23 protein-coding genes are annotated in these 22044 nt (G+C 66.5%); 19 read left to right on the top strand and 4 right to left on the bottom strand.

From position 1 onward, the window contains the following. Nucleotides 1-37 precede the first annotated feature (37 nt). On the top strand, nt 38-1405 hold the full coding sequence (locus N4T19_RS02295) for a HipA domain-containing protein (protein WP_260719340.1): 1368 nt from the start codon (nt 38-40) through the stop codon (nt 1403-1405). Between the two features lie 46 nt (nt 1406-1451). Here N4T19_RS02295 and N4T19_RS02290 read toward each other — a convergent pair whose 3' ends face one another. Continuing rightward, nucleotides 1452-2132: a GntR family transcriptional regulator gene (locus N4T19_RS02290; RefSeq protein WP_260719339.1), complete on the bottom strand. Its 681-nt coding sequence runs from the start codon at nt 2130-2132 to the stop codon at nt 1452-1454. A gap of 331 nt (nt 2133-2463) precedes the next feature. Here N4T19_RS02290 and N4T19_RS02285 point away from each other — a divergent pair, with 331 nt between their 5' ends. The 11 genes from N4T19_RS02285 (at nt 2464) to N4T19_RS02235 (ending at nt 12135) form a co-directional block, all read left to right on the top strand. Beyond that, nucleotides 2464-3585: a phosphotransferase gene (locus tag N4T19_RS02285; protein ID WP_260719338.1), complete on the top strand. Its 1122-nt coding sequence runs from the start codon at nt 2464-2466 to the stop codon at nt 3583-3585. Between the two features lie 21 nt (nt 3586-3606). Continuing rightward, nucleotides 3607-4857 carry an aspartate aminotransferase family protein gene (locus N4T19_RS02280; RefSeq protein ID WP_260719337.1) on the top strand — a complete coding sequence of 417 codons (1251 nt, stop codon included), beginning with the start codon at nt 3607-3609 and terminating at the stop codon, nt 4855-4857. 11 nt (nt 4858-4868) lie between these two features. After that, on the top strand, nt 4869-5591 hold the full coding sequence (locus N4T19_RS02275; RefSeq protein WP_260719336.1) for an SDR family NAD(P)-dependent oxidoreductase: 723 nt from the start codon (nt 4869-4871) through the stop codon (nt 5589-5591). A gap of 80 nt (nt 5592-5671) precedes the next feature. After that, a complete protein-coding gene (locus N4T19_RS02270; RefSeq protein WP_260719335.1) occupies nt 5672-6076 on the top strand; it encodes a hypothetical protein in 405 nt (134 codons plus the stop codon). Nucleotides 6077-6151: 75 nt separating this feature from the next. Further along, nucleotides 6152-6517, top strand: coding sequence for a hypothetical protein (locus tag N4T19_RS02265; RefSeq protein ID WP_182345483.1), 366 nt, complete (start codon nt 6152-6154; stop codon nt 6515-6517). Next, the gene (locus N4T19_RS02260; protein ID WP_260719334.1) at nt 6514-7968 is read left to right on the top strand and encodes a TolC family protein; all 1455 of its coding nucleotides are present in this window, start codon (nt 6514-6516) and stop codon (nt 7966-7968) included. The genes N4T19_RS02265 and N4T19_RS02260 overlap by 4 nt, the downstream gene beginning before the upstream one ends. 1 nt (nt 7969) lies before the next feature. Further along, the gene (locus tag N4T19_RS02255) at nt 7970-9355 is read left to right on the top strand and encodes a multicopper oxidase family protein (RefSeq protein WP_260719333.1); all 1386 of its coding nucleotides are present in this window, start codon (nt 7970-7972) and stop codon (nt 9353-9355) included. 16 nt (nt 9356-9371) lie between these two features. Beyond that, nucleotides 9372-9878, top strand: a complete 507-nt coding sequence (locus N4T19_RS02250; RefSeq protein WP_260719332.1) for a cupredoxin domain-containing protein — start codon at nt 9372-9374, stop codon at nt 9876-9878. Between the two features lie 26 nt (nt 9879-9904). Further along, nucleotides 9905-10396 carry a DUF411 domain-containing protein gene (locus tag N4T19_RS02245; protein ID WP_182345481.1) on the top strand — a complete coding sequence of 164 codons (492 nt, stop codon included), beginning with the start codon at nt 9905-9907 and terminating at the stop codon, nt 10394-10396. A gap of 37 nt (nt 10397-10433) precedes the next feature. Beyond that, on the top strand, nt 10434-10802 hold the full coding sequence (locus tag N4T19_RS02240) for a copper-binding protein (protein ID WP_116926977.1): 369 nt from the start codon (nt 10434-10436) through the stop codon (nt 10800-10802). A 109-nt stretch (nt 10803-10911) separates the two neighbouring features. Continuing rightward, a complete protein-coding gene (locus tag N4T19_RS02235) occupies nt 10912-12135 on the top strand; it encodes a leucine-rich repeat-containing protein kinase family protein (RefSeq protein ID WP_260719331.1) in 1224 nt (407 codons plus the stop codon). A 28-nt stretch (nt 12136-12163) separates the two neighbouring features. Here N4T19_RS02235 and N4T19_RS02230 read toward each other — a convergent pair whose 3' ends face one another. Next, entirely contained in the window at nt 12164-13000 is an 837-nt protein-coding gene (locus tag N4T19_RS02230) for a MetQ/NlpA family ABC transporter substrate-binding protein (RefSeq protein ID WP_116926979.1), read from the bottom strand. 258 nt (nt 13001-13258) lie between these two features. Next, complete coding sequence (locus N4T19_RS02225) at nt 13259-13426, bottom strand: hypothetical protein (protein WP_165841219.1); 168 nt, start codon at nt 13424-13426, stop codon at nt 13259-13261. A gap of 684 nt (nt 13427-14110) precedes the next feature. Between N4T19_RS02225 and N4T19_RS02220 the strand changes: the two genes are divergently transcribed. Genes N4T19_RS02220 through N4T19_RS02195 form a run of 6 tightly spaced genes read left to right on the top strand, consistent with a single transcriptional unit; the run spans nt 14111 to nt 20007 of the window. Continuing rightward, nucleotides 14111-14881 (top strand): energy-coupling factor ABC transporter ATP-binding protein, encoded by a 771-nt coding sequence (locus N4T19_RS02220; protein WP_116926980.1) that lies wholly within the window; start codon nt 14111-14113, stop codon nt 14879-14881. Then, nucleotides 14881-15474: an energy-coupling factor transporter transmembrane component T gene (locus N4T19_RS02215; protein ID WP_260719330.1), complete on the top strand. Its 594-nt coding sequence runs from the start codon at nt 14881-14883 to the stop codon at nt 15472-15474. Before N4T19_RS02220 ends, N4T19_RS02215 begins: the two co-directional genes overlap by 1 nt. A gap of 45 nt (nt 15475-15519) precedes the next feature. Continuing rightward, nucleotides 15520-16116: a biotin transporter BioY gene (locus N4T19_RS02210; RefSeq protein WP_260720260.1), complete on the top strand. Its 597-nt coding sequence runs from the start codon at nt 15520-15522 to the stop codon at nt 16114-16116. Beyond that, on the top strand, nt 16113-17597 hold the full coding sequence (locus N4T19_RS02205) for an AMP-binding protein (protein WP_260719329.1): 1485 nt from the start codon (nt 16113-16115) through the stop codon (nt 17595-17597). The genes N4T19_RS02210 and N4T19_RS02205 overlap by 4 nt, the downstream gene beginning before the upstream one ends. Before the next feature lie 15 nt (nt 17598-17612). Further along, the gene (locus tag N4T19_RS02200) at nt 17613-18809 is read left to right on the top strand and encodes a thiolase family protein (RefSeq protein ID WP_260719328.1); all 1197 of its coding nucleotides are present in this window, start codon (nt 17613-17615) and stop codon (nt 18807-18809) included. Between the two features lie 4 nt (nt 18810-18813). Continuing rightward, a complete protein-coding gene (locus N4T19_RS02195; RefSeq protein WP_260719327.1) occupies nt 18814-20007 on the top strand; it encodes an AAA family ATPase in 1194 nt (397 codons plus the stop codon). A gap of 14 nt (nt 20008-20021) precedes the next feature. On the opposite strand, the gene N4T19_RS02190 is transcribed toward N4T19_RS02195, so the two are convergent. Continuing rightward, nucleotides 20022-20726 carry a nitroreductase gene (locus N4T19_RS02190; RefSeq protein ID WP_116927842.1) on the bottom strand — a complete coding sequence of 235 codons (705 nt, stop codon included), beginning with the start codon at nt 20724-20726 and terminating at the stop codon, nt 20022-20024. A 153-nt stretch (nt 20727-20879) separates the two neighbouring features. Here N4T19_RS02190 and N4T19_RS02185 point away from each other — a divergent pair, with 153 nt between their 5' ends. Then, nucleotides 20880-22004, top strand: a complete 1125-nt coding sequence (locus tag N4T19_RS02185) for an SLC13 family permease (protein ID WP_260719326.1) — start codon at nt 20880-20882, stop codon at nt 22002-22004. The last annotated feature ends 40 nt before the right edge of the window (nt 22005-22044 follow it).

Raw genomic sequence — 22044 nt, 5'->3', positions numbered from 1 at the left:
TTCATATAGAATTCTTGAATTATTCAGACCTCCTGCCATGCCCAGCCCTTCACCCCAGCCTTCCAACGATCTGCACCAGGCTATCGAGCGCGCACTGGCCAGCGGCCCGCGCTCTGGCCAGCAGCTGGTAGAGGCGCTGGGCATCAGCCAGCCAACGCTGTCCCGAGCTATTCGCGAACTATCGACCCGCGTCACCATGTTCCGTGAGCCGGGCCAGCGCACACCGCAGTACGCGTTGCTGCGCAAGCTGCCACTGGGGCTCAAGCCGCGCCAGCGCGTATACCGCTTTCTCTCCAGCGGCCACATCGTTCCCTATGCGGATCTTGAATTTCTCGTGGGTGGCGGCACGCTCGAGCGCGGGGATGCGAGCGCCATTCGCCTCTACGAAGGCCTGCCCCCCTATATGCTGTTCGCTGCGCCATCGGGGTTTCTGGGCCGGCAGCTCGCGCAAACGGCAGCCCTGCACCAGCCCTTCCCCGCCAGCTTGCGCGACTGGAGCGACGACCACCGCATTGCGTTTCTGTTCACCCAAGGCATGAATCTGCCGGGCAACCTGATCTTTGGCGATATCCCCTTGCAGCGGGAAATGGATTTGCTGCGCCAGCCCCGTCCACAAGCGCAAGACAAGCTCGACGTGTATGTCGCGCTGGCGCAGCAGCTCAAGAACGAATCCTATGGCTCAAGCGCCGGTGGCGAACAGCCCAAGTTTCTTTGGGTGGCCGAAGACACGGGATCGGTGATCGTCAAGTTCGCGCGCAGCGGCAGCCGCATGGCAGAGCTTCTGCCGCTTGAGCACCTGGCGCTGGCATCACTCGCCAACGTGGGTGTGCCCACCGCCAAGACCCAGCTGCTGGCGCGCGGCGAGTTTGTGTTTTTGGAAGTGCAGCGCTTTGACCGCGTTGGCAAGCAAGGGCGCCTGGGCATGCTCTCGGCCGGCGCCGTCGATGACGAGTTCTTTGGTGCGCGCGATACCTGGCCCGAGTTCGCCGCACGCTGCGTGAACGCAGACTACTTCAGCCCCCAGCATGCCGAGCATGTGGCCGTGATGGCCGCGTTCAGCGAGCTCATTGGCAATACCGACCGGCATTTCGAGAACATTTCGCTGCTGATTGGCGACGATGGCGAGTACCTGGGCATTGCCCCGGCCTACGACATCCTGCCGATGCGCTACGCCTCCATCGGCGGCGGGCTGGACCCCGAGCTGGTACCGATCGAGCCCAAGGTCAGCACCATTGGCGCCATCCCCAAGGTGTGGAGCCTGGCCGCACGTGCGGCCGATGCCTTCTGGGAAGCGGCCAGCGATGCCCAGCTGGCAGCACCGACCTCTGCGGCCATGCGGGCGCTGGCGCTGCGCAACCGCGAGGTCGCGCGGGCGTTTGCAGCGCCGCTGTTGCCGTCGCCATAAGCAAGTTCAGAGGCACCGGGGCCATCAACACTTGCCCAGCTCAGCGTTACTGCGTGTCTATCTCCTCGGCCACCCGCCCAAACCGCTCATAAATCGACTGCCCCCCCGACAGCAAATCGGTCTGGATCGCCACGCGCGCGGCATGCGGGTCGTTGCGGCGCAGGGCTTCGACAACGGGGTAGTGGTGGTCGATCATGCTGCGGCCCCCTTCGCTGTAGCTCTGGGCGATCAGCGGGCCCATCTTCAGCCACAGGCCGTACAAGATATCGGACAGCAGCGGCATGCGGGCCAGCTGGCACAGCGCAAAGTGAAAATCCTGGTTCAGCGCAATCGCCTGGGCAATGTCGCCGCGCCGCACCGCGTCCTCGTTGAGCTGCACCTGCTCGGCCAGGCGCTGCACTTCGTCAGGCGTGGCGCGCACGGCGGCCTGGCTGGCGGCCATGCCTTCCAGCTCCACACGGATGTTGCGGATCTCCAGGTACTCGTCCAAGGTCAGGCGCCGCACGCGTATATCGCGGGGGCTGAGCATCACCAGCACGCCGTGCTGCACCAGGCGCAGGATGGCATCGCGCACGGGCGTCACGCTGGTGCCCATTTGCGCGGCCAGCTCGCGGATCTTGAGACGCTCGCCTGGCAGCAACTGCCCTTTGACCAGCGCCTGCGCCAGCTGGGCATAGATCTGGTCGCCCTTGCTCTCGGTGTTGACGCTCTCGAACCTGTCTGCCATCTGCCATTGCTCCTCGCGATGCTTGTTGTGATTTCGGTCTGCCAAGGCGGTGCTGACCACCCACCGTTTATGCAGCAAGATGCATCATAAGCCTTCATTGGCGCATGCAGGTTTATCCCGATGCCATTGAGCGAAGTTGCTGTTTAAATCTTCTTATCCAATTTATGATGCATCAAACATCAAATAGAGGTATGCACTGCTTTGACTGGACTGATCGCCCTTTGCGCCGGTCTGACCAAGCAGCGCGCCCTTGCACCACTGGCCGCCGCATCCCATGAACAGCTCCCCTTTAGCCTCTATAGCCCTTGCCGAAACGAACGAGCCGGATGCCTTGGCCCAAGCCAGCCAGGCCTTTTTGACGGCCGTGCCCCAGGTCACCACAGAACAAGCGCAGGCACTGGCCTGGGAGGCCTATGGCATCCAAGGCAATGCGCAACCCCTGTCCGGAGAGCGGGACCGCAACTTTCTGGTTCGCACAGCCGACGGCAGCGCCGTGACCCTCAAGTTCATCAGCGCGGCCGAATCCTTGGCAGAAACAGAGATGCAGATAGCGGTGCTCAAGCACCTGGCAGGCCGCTGCGCCGTGCCGGTGCCACTGCACCATCCGCTGCGACTGCCCACCGCTACCCAAGCCAGCGCCCGCGTCCACACCAGCCCCCTCACCAGACCCGTTACCAGCCACGTTACCAGCCCCGATTGGCTGGACTGGCGCAGCCCGGCGGGCGAGCATTTGCGGGTGCGCTGCTACAGCTTTCTCGATGGCAAGGCGGGCAGTGATCTGCAGCGCAGTGGCGCCGCCTGGCAGGCCTGGGGCCTGGCGATTGCCCAGTTGCATGGTGCCTTGGCAGACTTTGCCCACCCGGCCACCGAGCGCCCCTTTTTATGGGATGCACGCCGCGCACCAATGCTGCGACCCTGGCTGGAAGTGGTGGACGATGCGCAACTGCGCGCGCAGATTGCAGCATTCTGGGCCGTGTTTGAACAGCGGCTGGCACAGCTGGGTCCGCAGCTGCCCACGCAGACCATCCACAACGACCTCTCGCCCAGCAACCTGCTGGCGAGCGACAACGGCCTGGGCATTGCCGGCGTGCTGGATTTTGGCGACATGCTGCTGGCCCCGCGCGTGGCCGATCTGGCCATTTCCGCCTCTTACCAAATGCCGCTGACCGACGCGCCCGATGCCGCGCTGGCCGCGATGCTGGCGGGCTACGAAAGCCTGCTGCCGCTGACGGCTGCCGAGCATGCCTTGCTGCCTGATCTGATCCTCGCACGGCTCACGCAGCGCATGGTGATTACCGCCTGGCGCGCCCGCCTCTACCCCGACAACCGCGTCTATATCCTGCGCAGCCAGGCCACGGCCACGGCCTTGTTCCGCCGCATGATTGGCGACTGGCTGCAAACCCATGGCGCGCAGGCCGACCACCGTGCCGACACCCATCCCACCGCCGCCTGACCTCACCCGGAGCACCACCTGATGCCAACCCTCTCTGCCGACGACCAGCGCCTGCTTGCGCGCCGCCAAAGTGCGCTGGGCCCCTCTTACCGCCTGTTCTACGATGAGCCCCTGCACCCGGTGCGCGGCGAAGGCGTCTGGCTGTTCGATGCCGATGGCCGCCGCTACCTCGATGCCTACAACAACGTGCCGGTGGTGGGGCATGCCAACGCGGCGGTGAACGCGGCGCTCATCGCGCAAAGCCAGTTGCTCAACACGCACACCCGCTACCTGCATGACAACGTGGTGCAGCTGGCCGAGCGGCTGCGCGCGCTTTTTCCCGTAGAGCTGGACACCAGCGTGTTCACCTGCACCGGCAGCGAGGCCAATGACCTGGCCTTGCGCGTGGCGCAAGAATTTACCGGCCGCCGGGGCCTGATCATCACCCGCCATGCCTACCATGGTGTGACCATGGCGTTGGCCCAATGCTCGCCCTCGCTGTGCCCGCCAGCAGACCATGTCGAAGTCATTGATCCGCCCGCCTTCCAGGGCGTGGATGCCCAGGCCGCCGCAGCCGCCTTTGACCAGCGGGTCGATGAGGCCGCCTCCGCGCTGGAGGCGCGTGGCACGCCGGTCAGCGCCCTGCTGCTCGATACCGTATTTGCCAGCGACGGCGTGCATATCAATGCCGCGCCTATTTTGCAAGCCGCAGCCCAGGCGGTGCGCAGGCGCGGGGGCCTGTTCATTGCCGACGAGGTACAAGGCGGCTTTTGCCGTACCGGCCGCTGGTGGGCCTTTGGCCGCGAATCGGTGGTGCCCGATATGGTCACCATGGGCAAACCCATGGGCAATGGCCACCCGATTGCGGCCCTGGTGCTCAAGACGCCGCTGATGGAGGTATTTGGCAAGCGCTGCCGCTACTTCAACACCTTTGGCGGCAACACGGTATCAGCCGCAGTAGCCATGGCGGTGCTCGATGAGTTGGAGCGCATCGATGCCCCCGCCCATGTGCGCCGCGTCGGCTGCCATCTGCAGCAGGCGCTGCAGTCGCTGGCGGCGCAGCACAGTGCCATCACCCAGATCCGGGGCGAAGGCCTGTACTGGGGCGTGCAGTTGGAGAGCGGCAGCCTGGCCAGCGCCGTTGTCAACCACCTGCGCCAGGCCGGCGTGCTGATCAGCACCAGTGGCCCGCTGGGCGATACGCTCAAGATCCGCCCGCCGCTGCCCTTTGAGACCGAACACGCCGATCTGCTGGCCGGCGCGCTCGATGAGGCCTTGCGGGCCCGGGCCTGAGGGTGTGGCCCATGCCCAGTGCAAGCACATCTGCCTCATCGCAGCCCGTGGCCCTGGTCAGCGGCGCCGGGCGCGGCCTGGGCCTGGCCATTGCGCAAGAGCTGCTGGCCCATGGCTGGCGCGTCAGCATAGGCACGCGCCAAGCGGTACCGCAACTGGCACGCCATGGCGCTGCACAGCTGCAGCGCAGCCACTTTGATGCGCTCGATGCGGGCAGCGAAACCCGCTGGATCGCCGAGGCCGCCGCACATTTTGGGCGCATCGATGCCATCGTCCACAATGCCGGCGTGCTCAGCACCGACAGTGTCTTGACCGCCAGCGATGGCGACTTTGACCGGCTGATGGCCATCAATGTGAAGTCACCGATGCGGCTGACGCGCCAAGTCTGGCCTTATTTGCAGCAGTCACCCAATGGCAAGGTGGTGGTCATGGCGTCGCTGGCCGGCAAGCGGATGCGGGCGCCCGAAGGTTCGCTCTACGCCATCAGCAAGCATGCGGCCCTCGCGCTGGCCCATGGCATACGCCACTGCGGCGGGGCCGACCGCATCCGCTGCACCGCCATCTGCCCGGGTTTTGTCGACACCGACATGGCCGATGGCGTGCAGCCTGCGCTGCGCGCCCAGATCAGCCAACCGGCCGATATCGCCACCCTGGTGCGCACCGTGCTGGAGCTGCCTGCCAGCGCCAGCGTGGCCGAGATCGCGGTGAACTGGCAGGTGGAATCGCAGTACTAGCTTTGCCTCAGCGGGCCGTCCAGCTGCGCTACACTCAGCCGCTGCGGAACTTTCTGCCCCCTGCCCTGTCTCAACCCTCCATGCGTGCCTGTCTGTCCCTGTTGCTGATGCTGATGCTGGCCCTGCGCGGCCTCATGGGCGACGCCATGGCGATGGGCATGGTGGCACCGGTGATGCCTGCCGCCATGGCCGCACACCACGCCAGCAGCATGGCGGACCATGTGATGGAAGCCAGCAGCCACGGCGGCAGCGGCAGCCCAGTCGCCCCCCACAGCGACCCAAGCAACCCAAGCGACCACAGCCAGCACGACCCGGCCCAGCATGGCGCCAGCTGCTCGGCCTGCGGCATCTGCCACTCCGCTGTGGATCTGTTCAACGGCGCGGGTTTTGCAGCCCTCGCCGCCCCTTCGCTGGCCCGCGCCAGCGGCAGCGCGCTGTTTGCCAGCGCCCTGCTCGCCCAAGCCTCCAAACCACCCATTTCCTGATCGCTGACACCCGAGGTGCGTCCGCATGGCAGCTGCCGTGCAGGCGTCTTTTGACCACGCTTTCAGGAGAGTCCTATGCGCACTGCGCATGTCTTGCGCTGGCTTGCCGGCGCCGGCGGCCTGGCTGTTACCAGCTGGCTATCTGCCCAAACGGCGGCCCCGCTCGCCACCGACCCCCACGCGCCCACATCGGCGCTCCAGCACCGGCCCCTGGCCAAGAGCGGCCGCATTGTCGACGAGCCCGGCGATTGGCGCCAGGCCAATGCAGCGGTGGCTGCTTTTGGCCGTGGCCATGCCGACGTCATCGCCTGGGAAAAGGCCCAGGCGGGCCCCGGCGGCGCCCAGGCCATGCCGGCCAGCCGGGTGGATGCCCGCCGCCATGAAGCGCATGGCGACCACAGCGCGCACGGCCAGCCCCGCGCGCAGGGGGGCCAGCGATGAAGCGCCTGAGCCTTCGCCTCTCGTCCCTCGCCACTGCATTGCTGCTGGCCGGCTGCGCCAGCGTCTCGCCAGATGGCCTTCGCAGCGATGTGGCAAAACAAATGGAGGGCCGTCTGCCCGCCCAGGCCCAGCTGCCCGCAGCCGATGCACAGAGCCAGCAGTCGGCACAGACGCACATTGATGCCTGGCTGCAGCAGCCGCTGGATGCCGATACGGCCGTGCGCATTGCACTGTTGAACAACCCGGGCCTGCAGCTCCAGCTGGCGCAGTTGGGCATTGCCGATGCCCAGCGGGTGCAGGCCATCACCCTGCCCAACCCGAGCCTGACCTTGGGCTGGTTTCGCAACGGCCGTGAGCGCGAGATCGAGCGCAAGCTGGGCTTTGGCCTGGTCGATCTGCTCACCCTGCCCTGGCGCAGCCGCTGGCAAGGCTGGCAGTTGGAGCAGGCCACGTTGGAGGCTGCGCAGCAAACCTTGCTGCTGGCCGCAGACACACGCCGCGCCTGGTTGAATGCCGTGGCCGCCGAGCAAGCGCTGGCCGCCCACACCCGCATGCATGATGCTGCAGCGCTGGGCGGTGAGCTGGCCCGGCGCATGGCGGCCGTGGGCAACTTCAGCAAACTCGACCAGGCGCGTGAGCTGGCCCAGCAGCAGCAAGCGGCCGCGCAGCTGGTGCGGGCCGAGCTGGCAGCGCAACAGGCGCGCGCGCAATTGGCCCAGCGCATGGGCCTGTGGGGCCCGCAGCTCGATTTTGTGCTGCCCCAGGCCCTGCCGCCGCTGCCCAAAAGCGCCAGCGATTTGCGCAGCGGCGACGATGCCGAGGCCACCGCGCTGCGCGAACGCCTGGACCTGGGCGCACTGCGCCGCAACCTGGAAGTGAGCACCGATCGCCAAGGCTGGGCCGCCTTGGGAGCCGTATTTGGCGACATCGGCGCCAGCTACAGCCGCAACACCAGCACCGAGCGCGATAGCGGCCACCAGGACCGCACCCGGGGCTGGGAGCTGGATGTGCCCTTGCCGCTGTTCGACTGGGGGTCGGCCGCCAGCGCCATGGCGCGCCACCAGGTGCACGCCAATGCGGCGCAGCTGCGCGAGAGCGCCATCCGGGCGCGCAGCGAGGCCCGCAGCAGCTGGCGCGCTTACCGCACCGCCTGGGACCTGGCCCACCAGCAGCAGACCGAAGTGCTGCCACTCGCGCAACTGGTGCAGCAAGAGACTATCTACCGCTACAACGGCATGTTGCTCAGCATCTGGCAGCTGCTGGCCCAGGCCCGCAGCACCACCCAGGCGGTGCTCACGGCGACCGAGGCGCAGCGCGACTTCTGGCTCGCCGAGACCGATCTGCAACTGGCGCTGAGCGGCACATCGCCGCAACCTGCAGCCGCCAGCGCGCGCGCAGCCAGCAACAGCGCCGTGCCTGCCGCCCCCGCAACCCAACCACAGGGCCACTGATATGCAACGCCGTCAATTTTTCTCCGGCGCCGCCTCGGCCTTGGCCGCTGCCGCCGTCAGCCCAGTGGCCATGGCCGCCCTGCCCGAGCCCGTCATCCAGACCAGCGCCGATACTGCCCCGCCACTGGCGCCGCCCAATGGCCGGCCCTACCAGCCGGTGGTCACCCTCAATGGCTGGACCCTGCCCTGGCGCATGAACGCTGGCGTCAAGGAGTTCCACCTGGTGGCCGAGGCCGTAGTGCGCGAGGTGGCACCGGGCTTTTTGGTCAATATGTGGGGTTACAACGGCCAGTCGCCCGGTCCCACCATCGAAGTGGTCGAAGGCGACCGGGTGCGCATCTTTGTCACCAACCGCCTGCCCGAAGCCTCAACGGTGCACTGGCATGGCCAGCGCCTGCCCAATGGCATGGATGGCGTGGGCGGACTCAACCAGCCCCACATCCCACCGGGCAAGACCTTTGTCTACGAGTTCGAGGCGCGCCGGCCTGGCACCTTCATGTACCACCCGCATTCGGACGAGATGGTGCAGATGGCGATGGGCATGATGGGCCTGTGGATCACCCACCCCAAGGGCCGCCACCCGCAGATTGCCGAGGTGGCGCGTGACTACGCCTTTCTGCTGAGCGCCTATGCGGTGGAGCCCGGCGCGATGACGCCCAAGGTGGCCGAGATGACGGACTTCAACATCTGGACCTTCAACAGCCGGGCCTTCCCTGCGATCACGCCGCTGGTCGCAGGCCTGGGCGAGCGGGTGCGCATCCGCGTGGGCAACCTCACGATGACCAACCACCCCATCCATATCCATGGCCATGAGTTTGAGGTGACCGGCACCGACGGCGGCCCGGTGCCGCGCAGCGCGCGCTGGCCCGAGGTGACCACCGATGTGGCCGTGGGCCAGATGCGCCAGATCGAGCTGATCGCCGACGAACCGGGCGACTGGGCCTTTCACTGCCACAAAAGCCACCACACCATGGGCGCCATGGGCCACGATGTGCCAACGATGATTGGCGTGGACCACAAAGGCCTGGTCGGCCAGATCCAGAAGATCGTGCCCGACTACATGCTGATGGGCGAGCGCGGCATGGGCGACATGGGCGCGATGCAAATGCCGCTGCCCGACAACACCTTCCCGATGATGACCGGCAAGGGCCCCTTCGGCAATATCGAGATGGGTGGCATGTTCACCACCTTCAAGGTGCGCCGGGGCCTGGCCGCGCAGGACTACCGCGACCCCGGCTGGTATGCCCAGCCCCAGGGCACCGTGGCCTACGAGTGGCCGGGGGCGCCGCTGGATGCGCAAGCGCCGCGCCAGAGCCTGCCCGGCACGGCGCCCGGCGCGCCCAGCGTGCACAAGCCCGCCGCAGGCAGCGGCCATGCCAACCATTGAACCCCGGAGTCATCCCATGAACACCATCCCAAAAATACTGGCCTGTGCGCTGCTGGCCAGCGCCAGCAGCGCCTTTGCCCATGGCAGCGAAAGCCATGCAGCCACCCCAGCAACCGCCCATGCCACCCTGGCGGCCACCAAGGAACAAAAGGACTGGGGCATCGCCGGCGATCCCCGGCAGGCCACACGCAGCATCGCGCTGAACATGGGCGATGACATGCGCTTCTCGCCCGCGCACTTCACGGTGAAAAAGGGCGAAACCCTGCGCCTGCGTGTCGTCAACAAGGGCCAGGTCATGCACGAGGTGGTGCTGGGCACCAAGGCCTCGCTTGCGCAACACGCGCAGATGATGCTCAAGTACCCCGGCATGGAGCATGCCGAGCCCTACATGGCGCATGTCGCTCCGCAAAAAAGCGAGGACCTGGTCTGGCACTTCAACCGCGCCGGCAGTTTTGACTTTGCCTGCCTGATCCCCGGCCACTACCAGGCCGGGATGGCCGGCACCTTCACGGTCACCGAATGATGACGCGCCACAGCCCAAGACCAGCGATGCCCAAGCCCCACACCTACCAACGCCGCCAGACCCTGCAGATGATGGCCGCCGGCCTGGCGACAGCCATCGCCGCCCAGCCGGCGCTGGCAGCCACGCCCATGGAAGTCTGGAAAGACCCGAACTGCGGCTGCTGCAAGGACTGGATTGCGCGGATGGAAAAGGCCGGTTTTAGCGCCACCGTGCACGACAGCGGCAACCAGGCAGTGCGCGCCAGGCTGGGGCTACCGCTGCGCCTGGGCTCCTGCCACACCGCCGTGGTGGGCGGCTATCTGGTGGAAGGCCATGTGCCGCCCGCCGATGTGCGCAAGCTGCTGCAGCACAAGCCCAAGGCCCTGGGCATTGTCGTGGTCGGCATGCCAGTGGGCAGCCCCGGCATGGACGGACCCGCCTACGGCGGCCGCAAGGACCCGTTTGATGTGCTGCTTGTCAGCAAAACCGGAGCAGGCAGCGAGGTGACAACCCGCGTTTTCAGCAGCTACCGCGACTGAGCACACCACGATTTTTTATAGACATTTGGAGCACTGAATGAACACCACCACTTCTACCCTCGCCGCCTTCACCCTGGCTTGCAGCCTGCTGACCCCAGCGCTGGCCCAGAACCATGCCGACCACGCCAGCCATGGCAGCGCAGCACCGGCCACCGCGCCAGCAGCGGCCGCCACGGCCGAGGCGGTGATGACTGCCGGCGAGATCACCCGCGTGGACAAGCGCGCGAGCAAGCTGACCATTCGCCATGAGGACATCAAGAACCTGGACATGCCGGCCATGACCATGGTGTTTGGCCTCAAGGACAGCACGCAGGTGGCGCAATTCAACCCGGGCGACAAGGTACGCTTTCATGTGCAGGACGAAGGCGGCAGCCTGACCATCACCCGCATTGAGCGGGCCGAGTAACCGCTGCTGGCGCTATCCGGCCCCGTCTGGCCCTAGCTGACCCTATGGCACCCCAGATCCAGCCAGATCTGGGGCGGGCCTGCGCTGCCAGCACCTACACTGTGCAGCCATGCAAAGCCTCCAAGCCTTCCAAGCGCAGCTGCACAGCGGCGCGCTGCGCGGCGCCCGCCAAATCAAGCTGTCGGCGGGCCTGCGCGAGTTTCCACGCGAACTTTTTGCGCTCGCAGACACCCTCGAAGTGCTCGACCTCTCGGGCAACCAGCTCGCCAGCCTGCCCGATGACCTGAGACGCTTTGGCCAGTTGCGGGTGCTGTTCGCATCGAACAACCCGTTCACCGAGCTGCCCCGCGTGCTGGGCCGCATGCCCCGGCTGGAGATGGTGGGCTTCAAGGCCTGCCAGATCCGCACCGTGGCGGCCGATAGCCTGCCCGCGCAGCTGCGCTGGCTGATCCTGACCGACAACCAGATTACCGAGCTGCCTGAGACCCTGGGCGAGCGCCCGCGCCTGCAAAAGCTGATGCTGGCCTGCAACCAGTTGCAGGCTTTGCCGCGCGGCCTCGCCCGCAGCCCCCGGCTGGAGCTGCTGCGCCTGGCCGGCAACCGCTTTACCACCCTGCCGCCCGAGGTGCTGGCCATGCCGGCGCTGGCCTGGCTGGCGATGGCCGGCAACCCGATGACCCAGCACAGCGAGCAGCAGGCGCTGCAAGCGCAGGCCCTACGCGCCTGGCGCAGCCAGGATCTGCAGCGGCATGAACTGCTGGGGCAAGGGGCCAGCGGCCATATCTACCGCGCCAGCCCTGTGGATGGTGCTGCCGATGTGGCGCTGAAAGTGTTCAAGGCGGGCCAGACGAGCGATGGCACGCCCCAGTCGGAAATGGCCGCAGGCCTGGCAGCTGGCGAGCACCCGCATTTGCTGACACCGCTGGCGGTGCTGCAGCCGGATGCAGCGGCTGAAATCGACCCATCCATGTTGGCGATGGTCCTGCCGCTGCTGCCCCCCGGCCTGCAGCCCTTGGCCGGCCCGCCCAGCCTGGCGAGCTGCACGCGCGATGTCTATGCCGACGGCGCCCGCTTTGCACGCCCTGCCGCGCAGCGCCTGCTCGCGCAGGTGCGCAGCGCCGTCGCACATCTGCATGGCCGGGGCATGTTGCATGGGGATCTGTATGCCCACAATATCTTGTGGAACCCGGACACTGGCGACGCGGTGCTGAGCGATTTGGGCGCCGCATCAATGCTGGGCGAGTTGCCAGCGGCGCAGCGCCTGCAGCTGCAGCAGATGGAGCTGCGCGCGCTGCAGCATCTGGAAGCCGAGGTGCAGGCGCGCACGCGGTAAATGCGCCGGGCCTGCCCGGCGCAACGCCTTACTTCAGGAAAGCAGGCTTGGCGTAGCCGGGGAACTGGCTGTCCACCACGGCCTTGAACTCGGGCGAGCGGTAGGCGGCAGCCAGGTCCTGGGCCCAAGCGCTTTTCTCGTTGCCGGTCTTGACGGCGACCACGTTCAGGTACTGGTCGGGCGTGTTCTCCAGTACCACGGCTTCACTCAGCTTCAGGCCCGAGGAGACGGCAAAGTTGCCGTTGACGACCACGTAATCGGCGTCTTCGAGCACGCGCGGCAGCTGGGCTGCTTCGAGCGCCACAAATTTGAGCTTGTGCGGGTTGGCCGCCAGGTCCAGCTCGGAGATGCGGGCCGGGTTCACACCCTCTTTCACCTTGACGAGGCCAGCTTGCTGCAGCACCAGCAGGGCGCGCGCCAGGTTGCTCGGGTCATTGGGCAAGGCCACCTTGGCACCGCTTTGGATATCGGCCAGAGTCTTGTGCTTTTTGCTGTACACGCCCATGGGCGCCACCGGGCCTTGCACGATGGCCGTCAACGCCAGCTTGCGGTCGGTGGTGAACTGGTCAAAGTAGGCGCGGTGCTGGAAGAAGTTCGCGTCCAGCGAGCCATCGGACAGCGCCAGGTTGGGCTGCACATAGTCGTTGAACTCGATCAGCTTGATCTGGTAGCCCTTTTTCTCCAGCTGCGGCAGGATGCCTTTTTGCAGCAGGTCGTAGTTGGAGCCGGCAGTGGCGCCAATCTTGAGGCTCTTCTTGGCCGCATCCTGGGCCATGGCAGGCAGGGACACAGCAGCAATCAAGGCCAGGGCAGCGCCAGCCACCACGGCACGGCGCCCAGCGGCGAAGGAAAAGCGAGCAGACATCAAAAACTCCGAGCAATCTGAAAAACAGCTGCTGACCCGACAAAACGTTTCTAAGTTTTTCTCAGCAGTGCAGCAAAGCAGCGAGTATGAACCTGCCAACTGCCTCTCACTCAGAAATTATCGAAATCAGCTCATTACAAACGCATATATAGAGCTAGTGTCTCGGGCGCATGCAGCAAAAAGCCGCCTGTCGCGAGAACAGGCGGCTCGTCATAAAACGGCCGGTGCCATCTGGCATCGACCGGGAAGCTGAAAGACTCAGGGGCGGTTCCAGACCTGGATCACGCCTTGCATCATATGTGCCAGCGAGTCTGCTGCAGCTGCGCTGGTGCCTGGCCAGATCGTTAATGTGAAGGCCAGCAGCACGGCCAGCACCAAGGCAATAAAAGAGGCTGCATCTAACCAATGGCTGTGGTGGTGAAACATGGTGAACCTCCTTTCCACCGAGACGGGAACTGCTGAACAGAGGCCTCTGCCACCCCAACGCGGGATGGGTACTGTGGAATGCCTCTATTGCACCATGGGGATTTCCCCCTGTCTGTCAGAAAACGTCTGTGCTTATACGGTTGTTTGTTGAACAAATAGCCCAGGAATCGGCCGGATAACCCCACAGCCAGCTTGGCACTTTTTGGGAATCGATCTGCATACCAGAAGGCGATCGTCCACAAGCCCTTTATCCACCGCATTTATTGCTATTCTTTTTGATATCAGTTCAGCACTTATCGGCAGGCCCGGTGGCCGCGAGAGCCTGCATGTTGCCGCGGTGTTAAGCGAACTTGTAGACATCTTTACTTCAACGTCAGGCAACTTCCCGCAAAGCAGTGCCCAAAAACAAGAGGCCCATCGCTGGCTAGCGCCCTGGTCCAGCCCTGCCCCTGGCAAGCGCTTGGTGCGACAATACGACCCAGCCCTGCAAGCTGGCCGCAAGCCGCGTCTGTATGGGCTTTGCCAGCCATGAGCGGTTGGCCAGCCCGCTAGTCGCCCAGCCATCACCGCCACCGGATGCGGGGTACCAAACCTGCCACTCCGCTGGAGCCATGGTCGCGACATGCAACTTGTATTTTTTGAAACCAGGCGGCACCGCATGCGTCGGTACCTCCAGCAGCTGACATGACCCTCCCTTTGGCCCAGCCCCTCTCCACTGCAGACATCCGCCTGAGCGATGTGCACCTTAACCGAGGTGCGCAGACGGTGTTTCAGGGTCTGAGCCTGCATCTGACGCAGCAGCGCATTGGGCTCATCGGCGACAACGGCGCGGGCAAGACCAGCCTGTTTCGGCTGCTGTGCGGGCTGGAACATGCCCACCAGGGCAGCGTGCAGGTCGCAGGCTGCGATGTGCAGCGCCAGCGCGAGCAATTGCCCGGCGTGGTGGGCCTGATGTTCCAGAATCCCGATGACCAGATCATCTTCCCCACCGTGGAAGAAGAGCTGGGCCTGAGCCTGCAATACCGTGGCGTGGCTCGCAAGGCGGCCATCGTGCAGGCGCGGGGGTTTTTGGCCGCACGGGGCCTGGCCGACTGGGCGCCGCGCGCCGTCAGTGGCCTGAGCCAAGGCCAGCGCCAGCAGGTCTGCTTTTTGGCAATGCTGATGGCCGCCCCGCAGGTGATGCTGCTCGACGAGCCTTTTGCCAGCCTGGATCTGCCCGGCCAGGCACGCCTGGCGCGTGAGCTCGATGCCGCTCCAGCCCAGGTCATCATCTCCACCCATGTGCTGGACCATGTGCGCCACTTCGAGCGCGTGCTGTGGCTGGACCAGGGCCAGCTGCGCGGCGACGGCCCCGGTGCTGCCGTCTGCGCGGCCTATGAGGCCGATGTCCAAGCGCGTATTTCCCATCAGCGGGATGCGGCAGCCGCCGCCCCCAACACGCCAGGGGCGCCGTGATGGGCACGCTCTACAGCGAAATCCCCAGCTGGATGCACCGGCTGCCTGCCGGGCTCAAGCTCTTGCTGCTGGCCCTGAGCAGCATGGCCTTGCTGGCGCTCAGCGATCTGCGTATACAGGCGCTGGCGTTTGCTGCGATTGCCTTCTTGTACGCCAGCCTGGGCGCGGCCTCGCGCCCCACGCGCCGGCTGGTGGTGGTGGCCGTGATTGCGTCGGCGCTGGTGGGCGGCCTGCATGCAGCCACCGGCCAGCCCTGGCTGGGCCTGGCCAGCGGCCTGCGCCTGGTCAGCACGACGATGCTGGGCGCGATGCTGACGGCAACCACCCGTTTTGGCGATCTGCTGGGCGTGGCCGAATGGCTGCTGTCGCCGCTCGCCCGCCTGGGCCTGCCAGTCGAGCGCCTGGCGCTGCAGCTGGGGCTGATGCTGCGCTTTGCCGAACAGTTCTTTGTGCAATGGCAGCGTCTGGCCGATGCCCACCGGGTGCGCACCGGCCGCCCGGGCGGCTGGCGCTTGCTGGCACCCCTGACCATCCATATGCTCATCACCGCCCGCAAGGTGGCCGATGCGCTGGCCATTCGCCTCAAGCTCTAGCTGCGCTGCGCCCTCATCCACTCTTAGAAAGACACAGACATGCCTATGACCGCCGAGCACCGCTCCGAAACCCGCGCCCAGCGCATAGCCCTGGTGGCCCTGTTTGCGGCGCTGATGGCCGCTTTCGGCCTGATCCCCAAAATCGATCTGCCGTTGGGCGTGCCGATTACCGCGCAGACGATGGGCGTGATGCTGGCCGGCTGCATGCTGGGAGCCGCGATGGGCTTCCAGGCCCTTTTGCTGTTTCTCGCGGCAGTCGCGCTGGGCCTGCCGTTGCTGTCCGGCGGCCGGGGCGGCATGGGCGTATTTTTCTTGCCCTCCGCAGGCTATCTCCTCTCGTACCCTTTGGCGGCAGCTGTTGCTGGGCTGGTGATGCGCAACTTGGCTGGCAAGGGCCCCTCATCGCCCATGCGCCTGGCCGCGTGCGCCTTTGTCGCATCAGTGCTGGGCGGTATTGTGGTCGTCCATGTCTTTGGTGTCGTGGGCCTGATGCTGCTGGCCAAGCTGAGCTTGGTGCAGGCCGCCGTTGGCACCCTGGTGTTTGTGCCCGGTGACCTGGTCAAGTGCGTGCTGGTGGCGCTGATTGTGCACACGGTGGCACGCGGCCTGCCCGACTGGCGCTTTGGCGGGCGCCGCCTGTGAGCGGTTTGGCAACGCCCCTGCCGCCCTGGCAGCGCCTGGTGCATGGCCCGCTGGCCCACTGGGCGCAGCAGCGGCCCGATGCTGTTGCCATTGATGACGGCGTGCAACGCATTGGCTTTGCCGATCTGCATGCCGCCGTAGCGCAGCGGGCCCAGGCCCTGGAGGCCCGGAATGCACCGCACACACGCCTGCTGGATGCCAGCCAGCCCCCAGCAGCGCTGATCACCGATTTTTTGGCCACCAATGCCAGCGGCCGCTGCGCCGCGCTGGGCGACAGGGCCTGGTCGCCCGCGCAGCAAGCGCAGGCGCAGCAATGGATTGATGCGCTGGCCGCCACACCCCGCGACCACTACGCCGATGCTGCGCTGCAACCCTTCTACATTGGCTTTACCTCGGGCAGCACCGGGCTGCCCAAGGGCTTTCGGCGCCACCACCAGTCCTGGAGCGAGAGCTTTCGCGTGTGCGTCGATAGCTTTGGCCAGGCCGCCAACGGCTGCGTGATGGCCCCTGGCAGCCTGTCGCATTCGCTGTTTTTGTTTGGCGCGCTGCAGGGTATCTGGACGGGCGGCGGTATGCAGCTGCAGCCGCGCTTTTCTGCCAGCCAGTGCCTGGCAACCCTGCGCCAGCGGGCCACGCCTTGCCTGGTGGCCGTGCCCAGCCAGCTGCTGGTGATCCTGCAACTGGCCGAGCGCCGTGCGATCGCGCCGGTAGAGTCGCTCCAGCTGCTGATGATCAGCGGCGCACGCTGGATGCGCCAGCACACGCCGGCGCTGCAGGCGCTGTTCCCCCGTGCGCGGATTGTCGAGTTCTATGGCGCCTCGGAATCGAGCTTTATCGCCTGGATGGATGCCGATGCCGAGGCCTCGCCGCAGGCGGTGGGGCGGGCCTTCAGCAATGTGCAGCTGCAGATCCGCGATGCCGACCTGCAGCCACTGCCCAGCGGCAACGTGGGCACCATCTGGCTCAAGAGCCCCATGCTGTTTATCGACTATGTGGGTGCGCAGGCCGATGCGACTGCTGCCCTGCGCGATGGCGACTGGCTCAGCGTGCGCGATATGGGCAGCCTCGATGCGCAAGGCCTGCTGACCCTGGTGGGACGCGAGAAGCGCATGATCGTCACCCAGGGCAAAAACCTGTTCCCCGAAGAGGTGGAAGCGGTGCTCTGCGAGCACCCGCGCGTGGCCGCTGCATCGGTGCATGGCGTCGATGATGCGCTGCGCGGCAAGCAGGTTTGGGTCGCGCTGCAATTGCGTGACGATGCCAGCCCCTCGCCTGCGCAGCCGCCACTGCAGCCGCTGGCCGATGCCGCGCTGGCCCGTGAGCTGGCCGACTGGTGCCGCAGCCAGCTCGAAGCGCACAAATGCCCACGCCGCTGGTTCAGCGCCACGCCCTGGCCGCAAACGGCCAGCGGCAAGACGGACCACCCCAGGCTTGCACAATGGCTGGCAGCCGCACTGCCCAGCACCGACAAAACAGCTTGATCGCGCAACACCACCATGCCCACTTCCTCCGTCTTTATCGCCAGCCAGGCCCGCAGTGCCGTGGTGCCGGTGGGCGGCGCCTTCAAGCAGCTGCAGCCGCATGAGTTGGCCGCGCCCGTGCTGCAGGCCTTGCTACACCGCGCAGGGCTGCCCGCCGATGCCGTCGATGCCGTGGTGCTGGGCAATGCCCTGGGCGCCGGCGGCAACCCGGCACGCATGCTTGCGCTAGCGGGCCAGCTGCCGCTGCACTGCGCCGCCTACACGGTCGACACGCAGTGCTGCGCGGGGCTCGACGCTATCGCGCTGGGCGCCAGCCTGGTTGCCAGCGGCCAGGCCGAGGTGGTGGTGGCCGGTGGCGCCGAGGCCTGGAGCCGCGCCCCCATCCGCGCGACCCGCCCCTTGCATGCGGGCGACAGTGCCCAGCCCTATGAGCGCCCGCCCTTCGCCCCGCCGCCGCATGAGGACCCGGATCTGCTACTGGCCGCCGCCCGCTATGCCGCCAGCGCCGGCCACAGCCGCGCCGCGCAAGACAGCTATGCGGCCGCCAGCCATGCACGCGCGCTGGCAAGCGCCGCCGTGCTGGCGCGCGAGATCATCCCCGTGGCCGGTGTCGTGCACGATGCCTTTCCGCGCGCCTTGCGCCAGCGCCAGCTGGACCGCATGCCGGTGGTCGCGCAGACCGATGCCGACCTGGCCGACGAGGCGCGCCGCGACCATGCCGTGAGCACCGTCGCCATCTCACCCAAGGCCGATGCCGCCGCGCTGGTGCTGCTGGTCAGCGAAGCCGTCTGCCGGCGCTGGGGCCTGCAGCCCGGCGCGCAATGGCTGGGCCACCAGTCGCTGGGCGGCTCGCCTGCGATGCCCTTGGTGCTGGCCTTTGAGGCTGCCCAGGCCTTGCTGCAGCGAGAGGATGTGGGCTGGTCGCAGCTGGCCGCCATCGAATTGCACGACGCCTTTGCGGTGCAGGGCCTGCAATGGCAGGCGCTGCTGCAAGACCAGGGTGCGGATGCCAGCCTGCTCAACCGCCATGGCGGCGGCATCGCACGCGGCCACCCGATTGGTGCATCGGCGGCAGTGGCCTTGGTCCGCGTGCTGGCGGATCTGCAGCAGGTATCGCCTGCAACGCCCGGCGCACTGGGCCTGGCGGCTGTGGCCGGTGCCGGCGGCCTGGGCAGCGCGGCGCTGGTGCGTCAAACGGCGCTGCTATATTGACTGCATGCTCAGCACCCTAGCCATTGCCAACTACCGCTCCTTGCGCCAGCTGCTGGTGCCGCTGGGGCAGCTCACCGTCATCACCGGACCCAATGGCAGCGGCAAAAGCAGTGTCTACAAGGCCCTGCGGCTGCTGGCCGATATCGCCCATGGTGGCGTGGTGCGCTCCTTGGTGCGCGAGGGTGGGCTGGCATCTACCCTCTGGGCGGGGCCCGAAGAAATCACGGAGCGCATGCGCCGTGGCGACGTGCCGGTGCAAGGCACGGTGCGGCGCAAACCGGTGCAACTGCAGCTGGGTTTTGCGTCCGACGATGAGGGCTTTGGCTACGCAATCGATATCGGTATGCCCACACCTTCGGTCGCGCTGCAGGTCTTTGCGCATGATCCGGAAATCAAACACGAAGCGCTGTGGGCCGGCCCCCACTGGCGCCCCAGCGCCACCCTGGTGGAGCGCCAGGCTGCCCAACTGCGCCTACGCGGCAGCGGACGCTCGGCGCAAGGCTGGCAGCCCGTCGAGCGCCCTATCCCGCGCTGGGCCAGCATGCTGACCGAGTTTGTCGACCCCGTTGCCGCGCCCGAGATGCTGACGGTGCGCGAGCAGCTGCGCTCCTGGCGCTTTTACGACCATTTCCGCAGCGATGTGGATGCCCCCGCGCGCCAGCCGCAGCTGGGCTCTTATACGCCGGTGCTCAGCAACGATGGCGCCGATCTGGCAGCGGCCTGGGAAACCATCCACGCCATTGGCGACCACGAGGCGCTGATGGCAGCGGTCGACGATGCGTTTGCCGGCGCCACCATCTCCGTACACCAGGATGGCAGCCGCCTAGCGCTGCTGATGCACCAGCCCGGCCTGCTGCGCCCGTTGCACACCAATGAGCTGTCCGACGGCACCCTGCGCTACTTGCTATGGATTGCCGCGCTGCTGACACCGCGCCCGCCGCAGATGCTGGTGCTCAATGAGCCCGAAACCAGCCTGCATCCCGACCTGCTGCCTGCCTTGGGCCGCCTGGTGGCGGTGGCTGCGCGCCAGACGCAGGTGATCGTCGTCACCCATGCCAACCGGCTGCTGGCTGCGCTGGAAGACGCCGCAGCCGAGCTGGACTACCAGGCCATCCATTTGGAAAAGAATCTGGGCGAGACCCATATTGCTAATATCCCGGCGAGCGAGCTGCCGCGCTGGCAATGGCATGAGCGCTAGCTGTTGAAGGCGCCTCAGTCCAGGCGCTTGAAGTACGCGTCGATCTCGGCGCGGGCCGTCAAGGTCTGGTTCACCGCTGCTCCGGTATCTTCGTAGCCCAGCGCCATGCCGCAGACCACGGTTTGCGTGGCGGGCAGCGCCAGCGCATCGCGGATCAGACCCGGGTACGAGGCCATGGCGCCAATGGCACAGGTGGCCAAACCGCGTGACTGCGCCGCCAGCATCAGGCCGTAGATGGCCATGCCCAGGTCCATATAGCCGCCCGGCCCAAAGCCGCTGTCGATGGTGATGATGAGGGCCACGGGCGCATCAAAAAAGCGAAAGTTGCGCCCAAACTGCGCGCCCCGCCCCGCTGCATCGCCCCGCTCCACGCCCAAGGCGCCATACAAGGCCTGGGCAGCGGCCACCTGGCGCTTGCGCAGCGACAGCGGCAGAGGGTTGGGGAAATAGCCATAGTCCTCGGCCTCTTGCTCGCCCGCCGCATAGGCCTGCTGCAGGCGGCTGGAGAGCTGCTCACGCCGCGCGCCGCACACCTGCCAGAAGTAGCCGGGCTGCAAATTGGCGCCACTGGGCGCACGCCGCGCCTCCTGCAGGCAATCGTGCAGCAGTGCATCGGCCACCGGCTGCGGGGTAAATCCACGCACCGAGCGGCGCAGTAGCGCGCTGCTGGCAGCTGGCGAGTCGGTGGTGATAAGAGAGGCAGACAGGGGCTTGTTCATGGCAGTGGCCGCCATTGTAGTGAATGGGCGCTTTGCTGTGCCATCCAGCCCGCTTGCGCCACGCGGGAAGCGCTGCGCGGGAAGCGCCGCGCAGGCAGCGCCGACTTGCAGCACAATCCATGCACTTCTGTCCGTTCTGCCTCGCCCTTCGCCATGTCGACCTCTTCTCCCTCTTCTGACCAAACACAAGCGGCCCCCAGTGGCAATATGCTGCTCTGGATCCTGTTGGCGCTGGCCCTTGGATTCGCCGTCTGGCAGCCGCGCAGCCCGCAGGCGACCATGGCGCTGGTCGATTGGCAGACCATCGGCGCGCTGGCGGGCCTGCTGGCGATCACCCAGGCGGTCGAGCGCAGTGGCATGCTGCAGGCCACGGCGCAGCGGCTGCTGACTCGGGTATCGACCTTGCGCGGCCTGGCACTGCTGCTGACGGCAACAGCAGCGCTGCTGTCGGCCCTGGTGACCAACGATGTCAGCCTGTTTCTGCTGGTGCCGCTGACGGCCGTGCTGGCAGCGCAGGCCCATTTGCCGTTGGCGCGCCTCGTGGTGCTGCAGGCCTTGGCGGTGAATGCCGGCTCTGCCTTGACCCCCATCGGCAACCCGCAAAACCTCTACCTCTGGCACCGCTCTGGCGAGAGCTTTCTGGGCTTTATGGCGATGATGGGCCCGACCGTCGCCATCATGCTGGCCTGGCTCCTGGTGGCAGTGTGGTGGCTGGTGCCGCGCACCGCCATCACGCTCAAGCCGGCTACTGCACCCGTTGCCGTACAGCCGCGTCTGCTGAGCATCGCGGTGCTGCTGTTTGTGGCCTTTGTCATCGCGCTGGAGCGCCACTGGACCTTGGCCGGCCTGGGCCTGGTATTTGGCGTGTTTGCGCTGGCAGCGCCCAAGGTACTGCGCGGTGTGGACTGGGCCTTGCTGGCCACCATTGCGCTGATGTTTGTGGTGCTGCGCCAGGTGGCGGAGCTGCCTGCGATGCAGGCGCTGCTGCTGCAGTGGCCGATTGCCGAGGGCTGGCGCGCCTACCTGGCCGCCATTGTGGCCTCGCAAGTGATTAGCAACGTGCCCGCCACCATCTTGCTCGACGGCACCGTGCGCGACCTGCCCGCCCTGGCCGCCGGGGTCAGCGTGGGCGGCTTTGGCTGCGTGCTGGGCTCGCTCGCCAACCTGATCGCGCTGCGCCTGGCGCGCCTGCCCAACGGCCTGTGGGAGTTTCATCGCATCAGCATTCCGTTCTTGCTGGTGTGCGCGGCCTCGGCGGCGTTGCTGCGTTTGGGCTAATACGGCGCCCAAGCTGTGTATACAATACAAACCATTGATT

It is taken from the genome of Comamonas squillarum (genome assembly GCF_025309455.1).
GTDB classification, from domain to species: Bacteria; Pseudomonadota; Gammaproteobacteria; order Burkholderiales; family Burkholderiaceae_C; genus Comamonas; species Comamonas squillarum.
The sequence above is the reverse complement of the archived record's forward strand: the minus strand, read 5'-3'. Positions and strand labels throughout refer to the sequence as shown.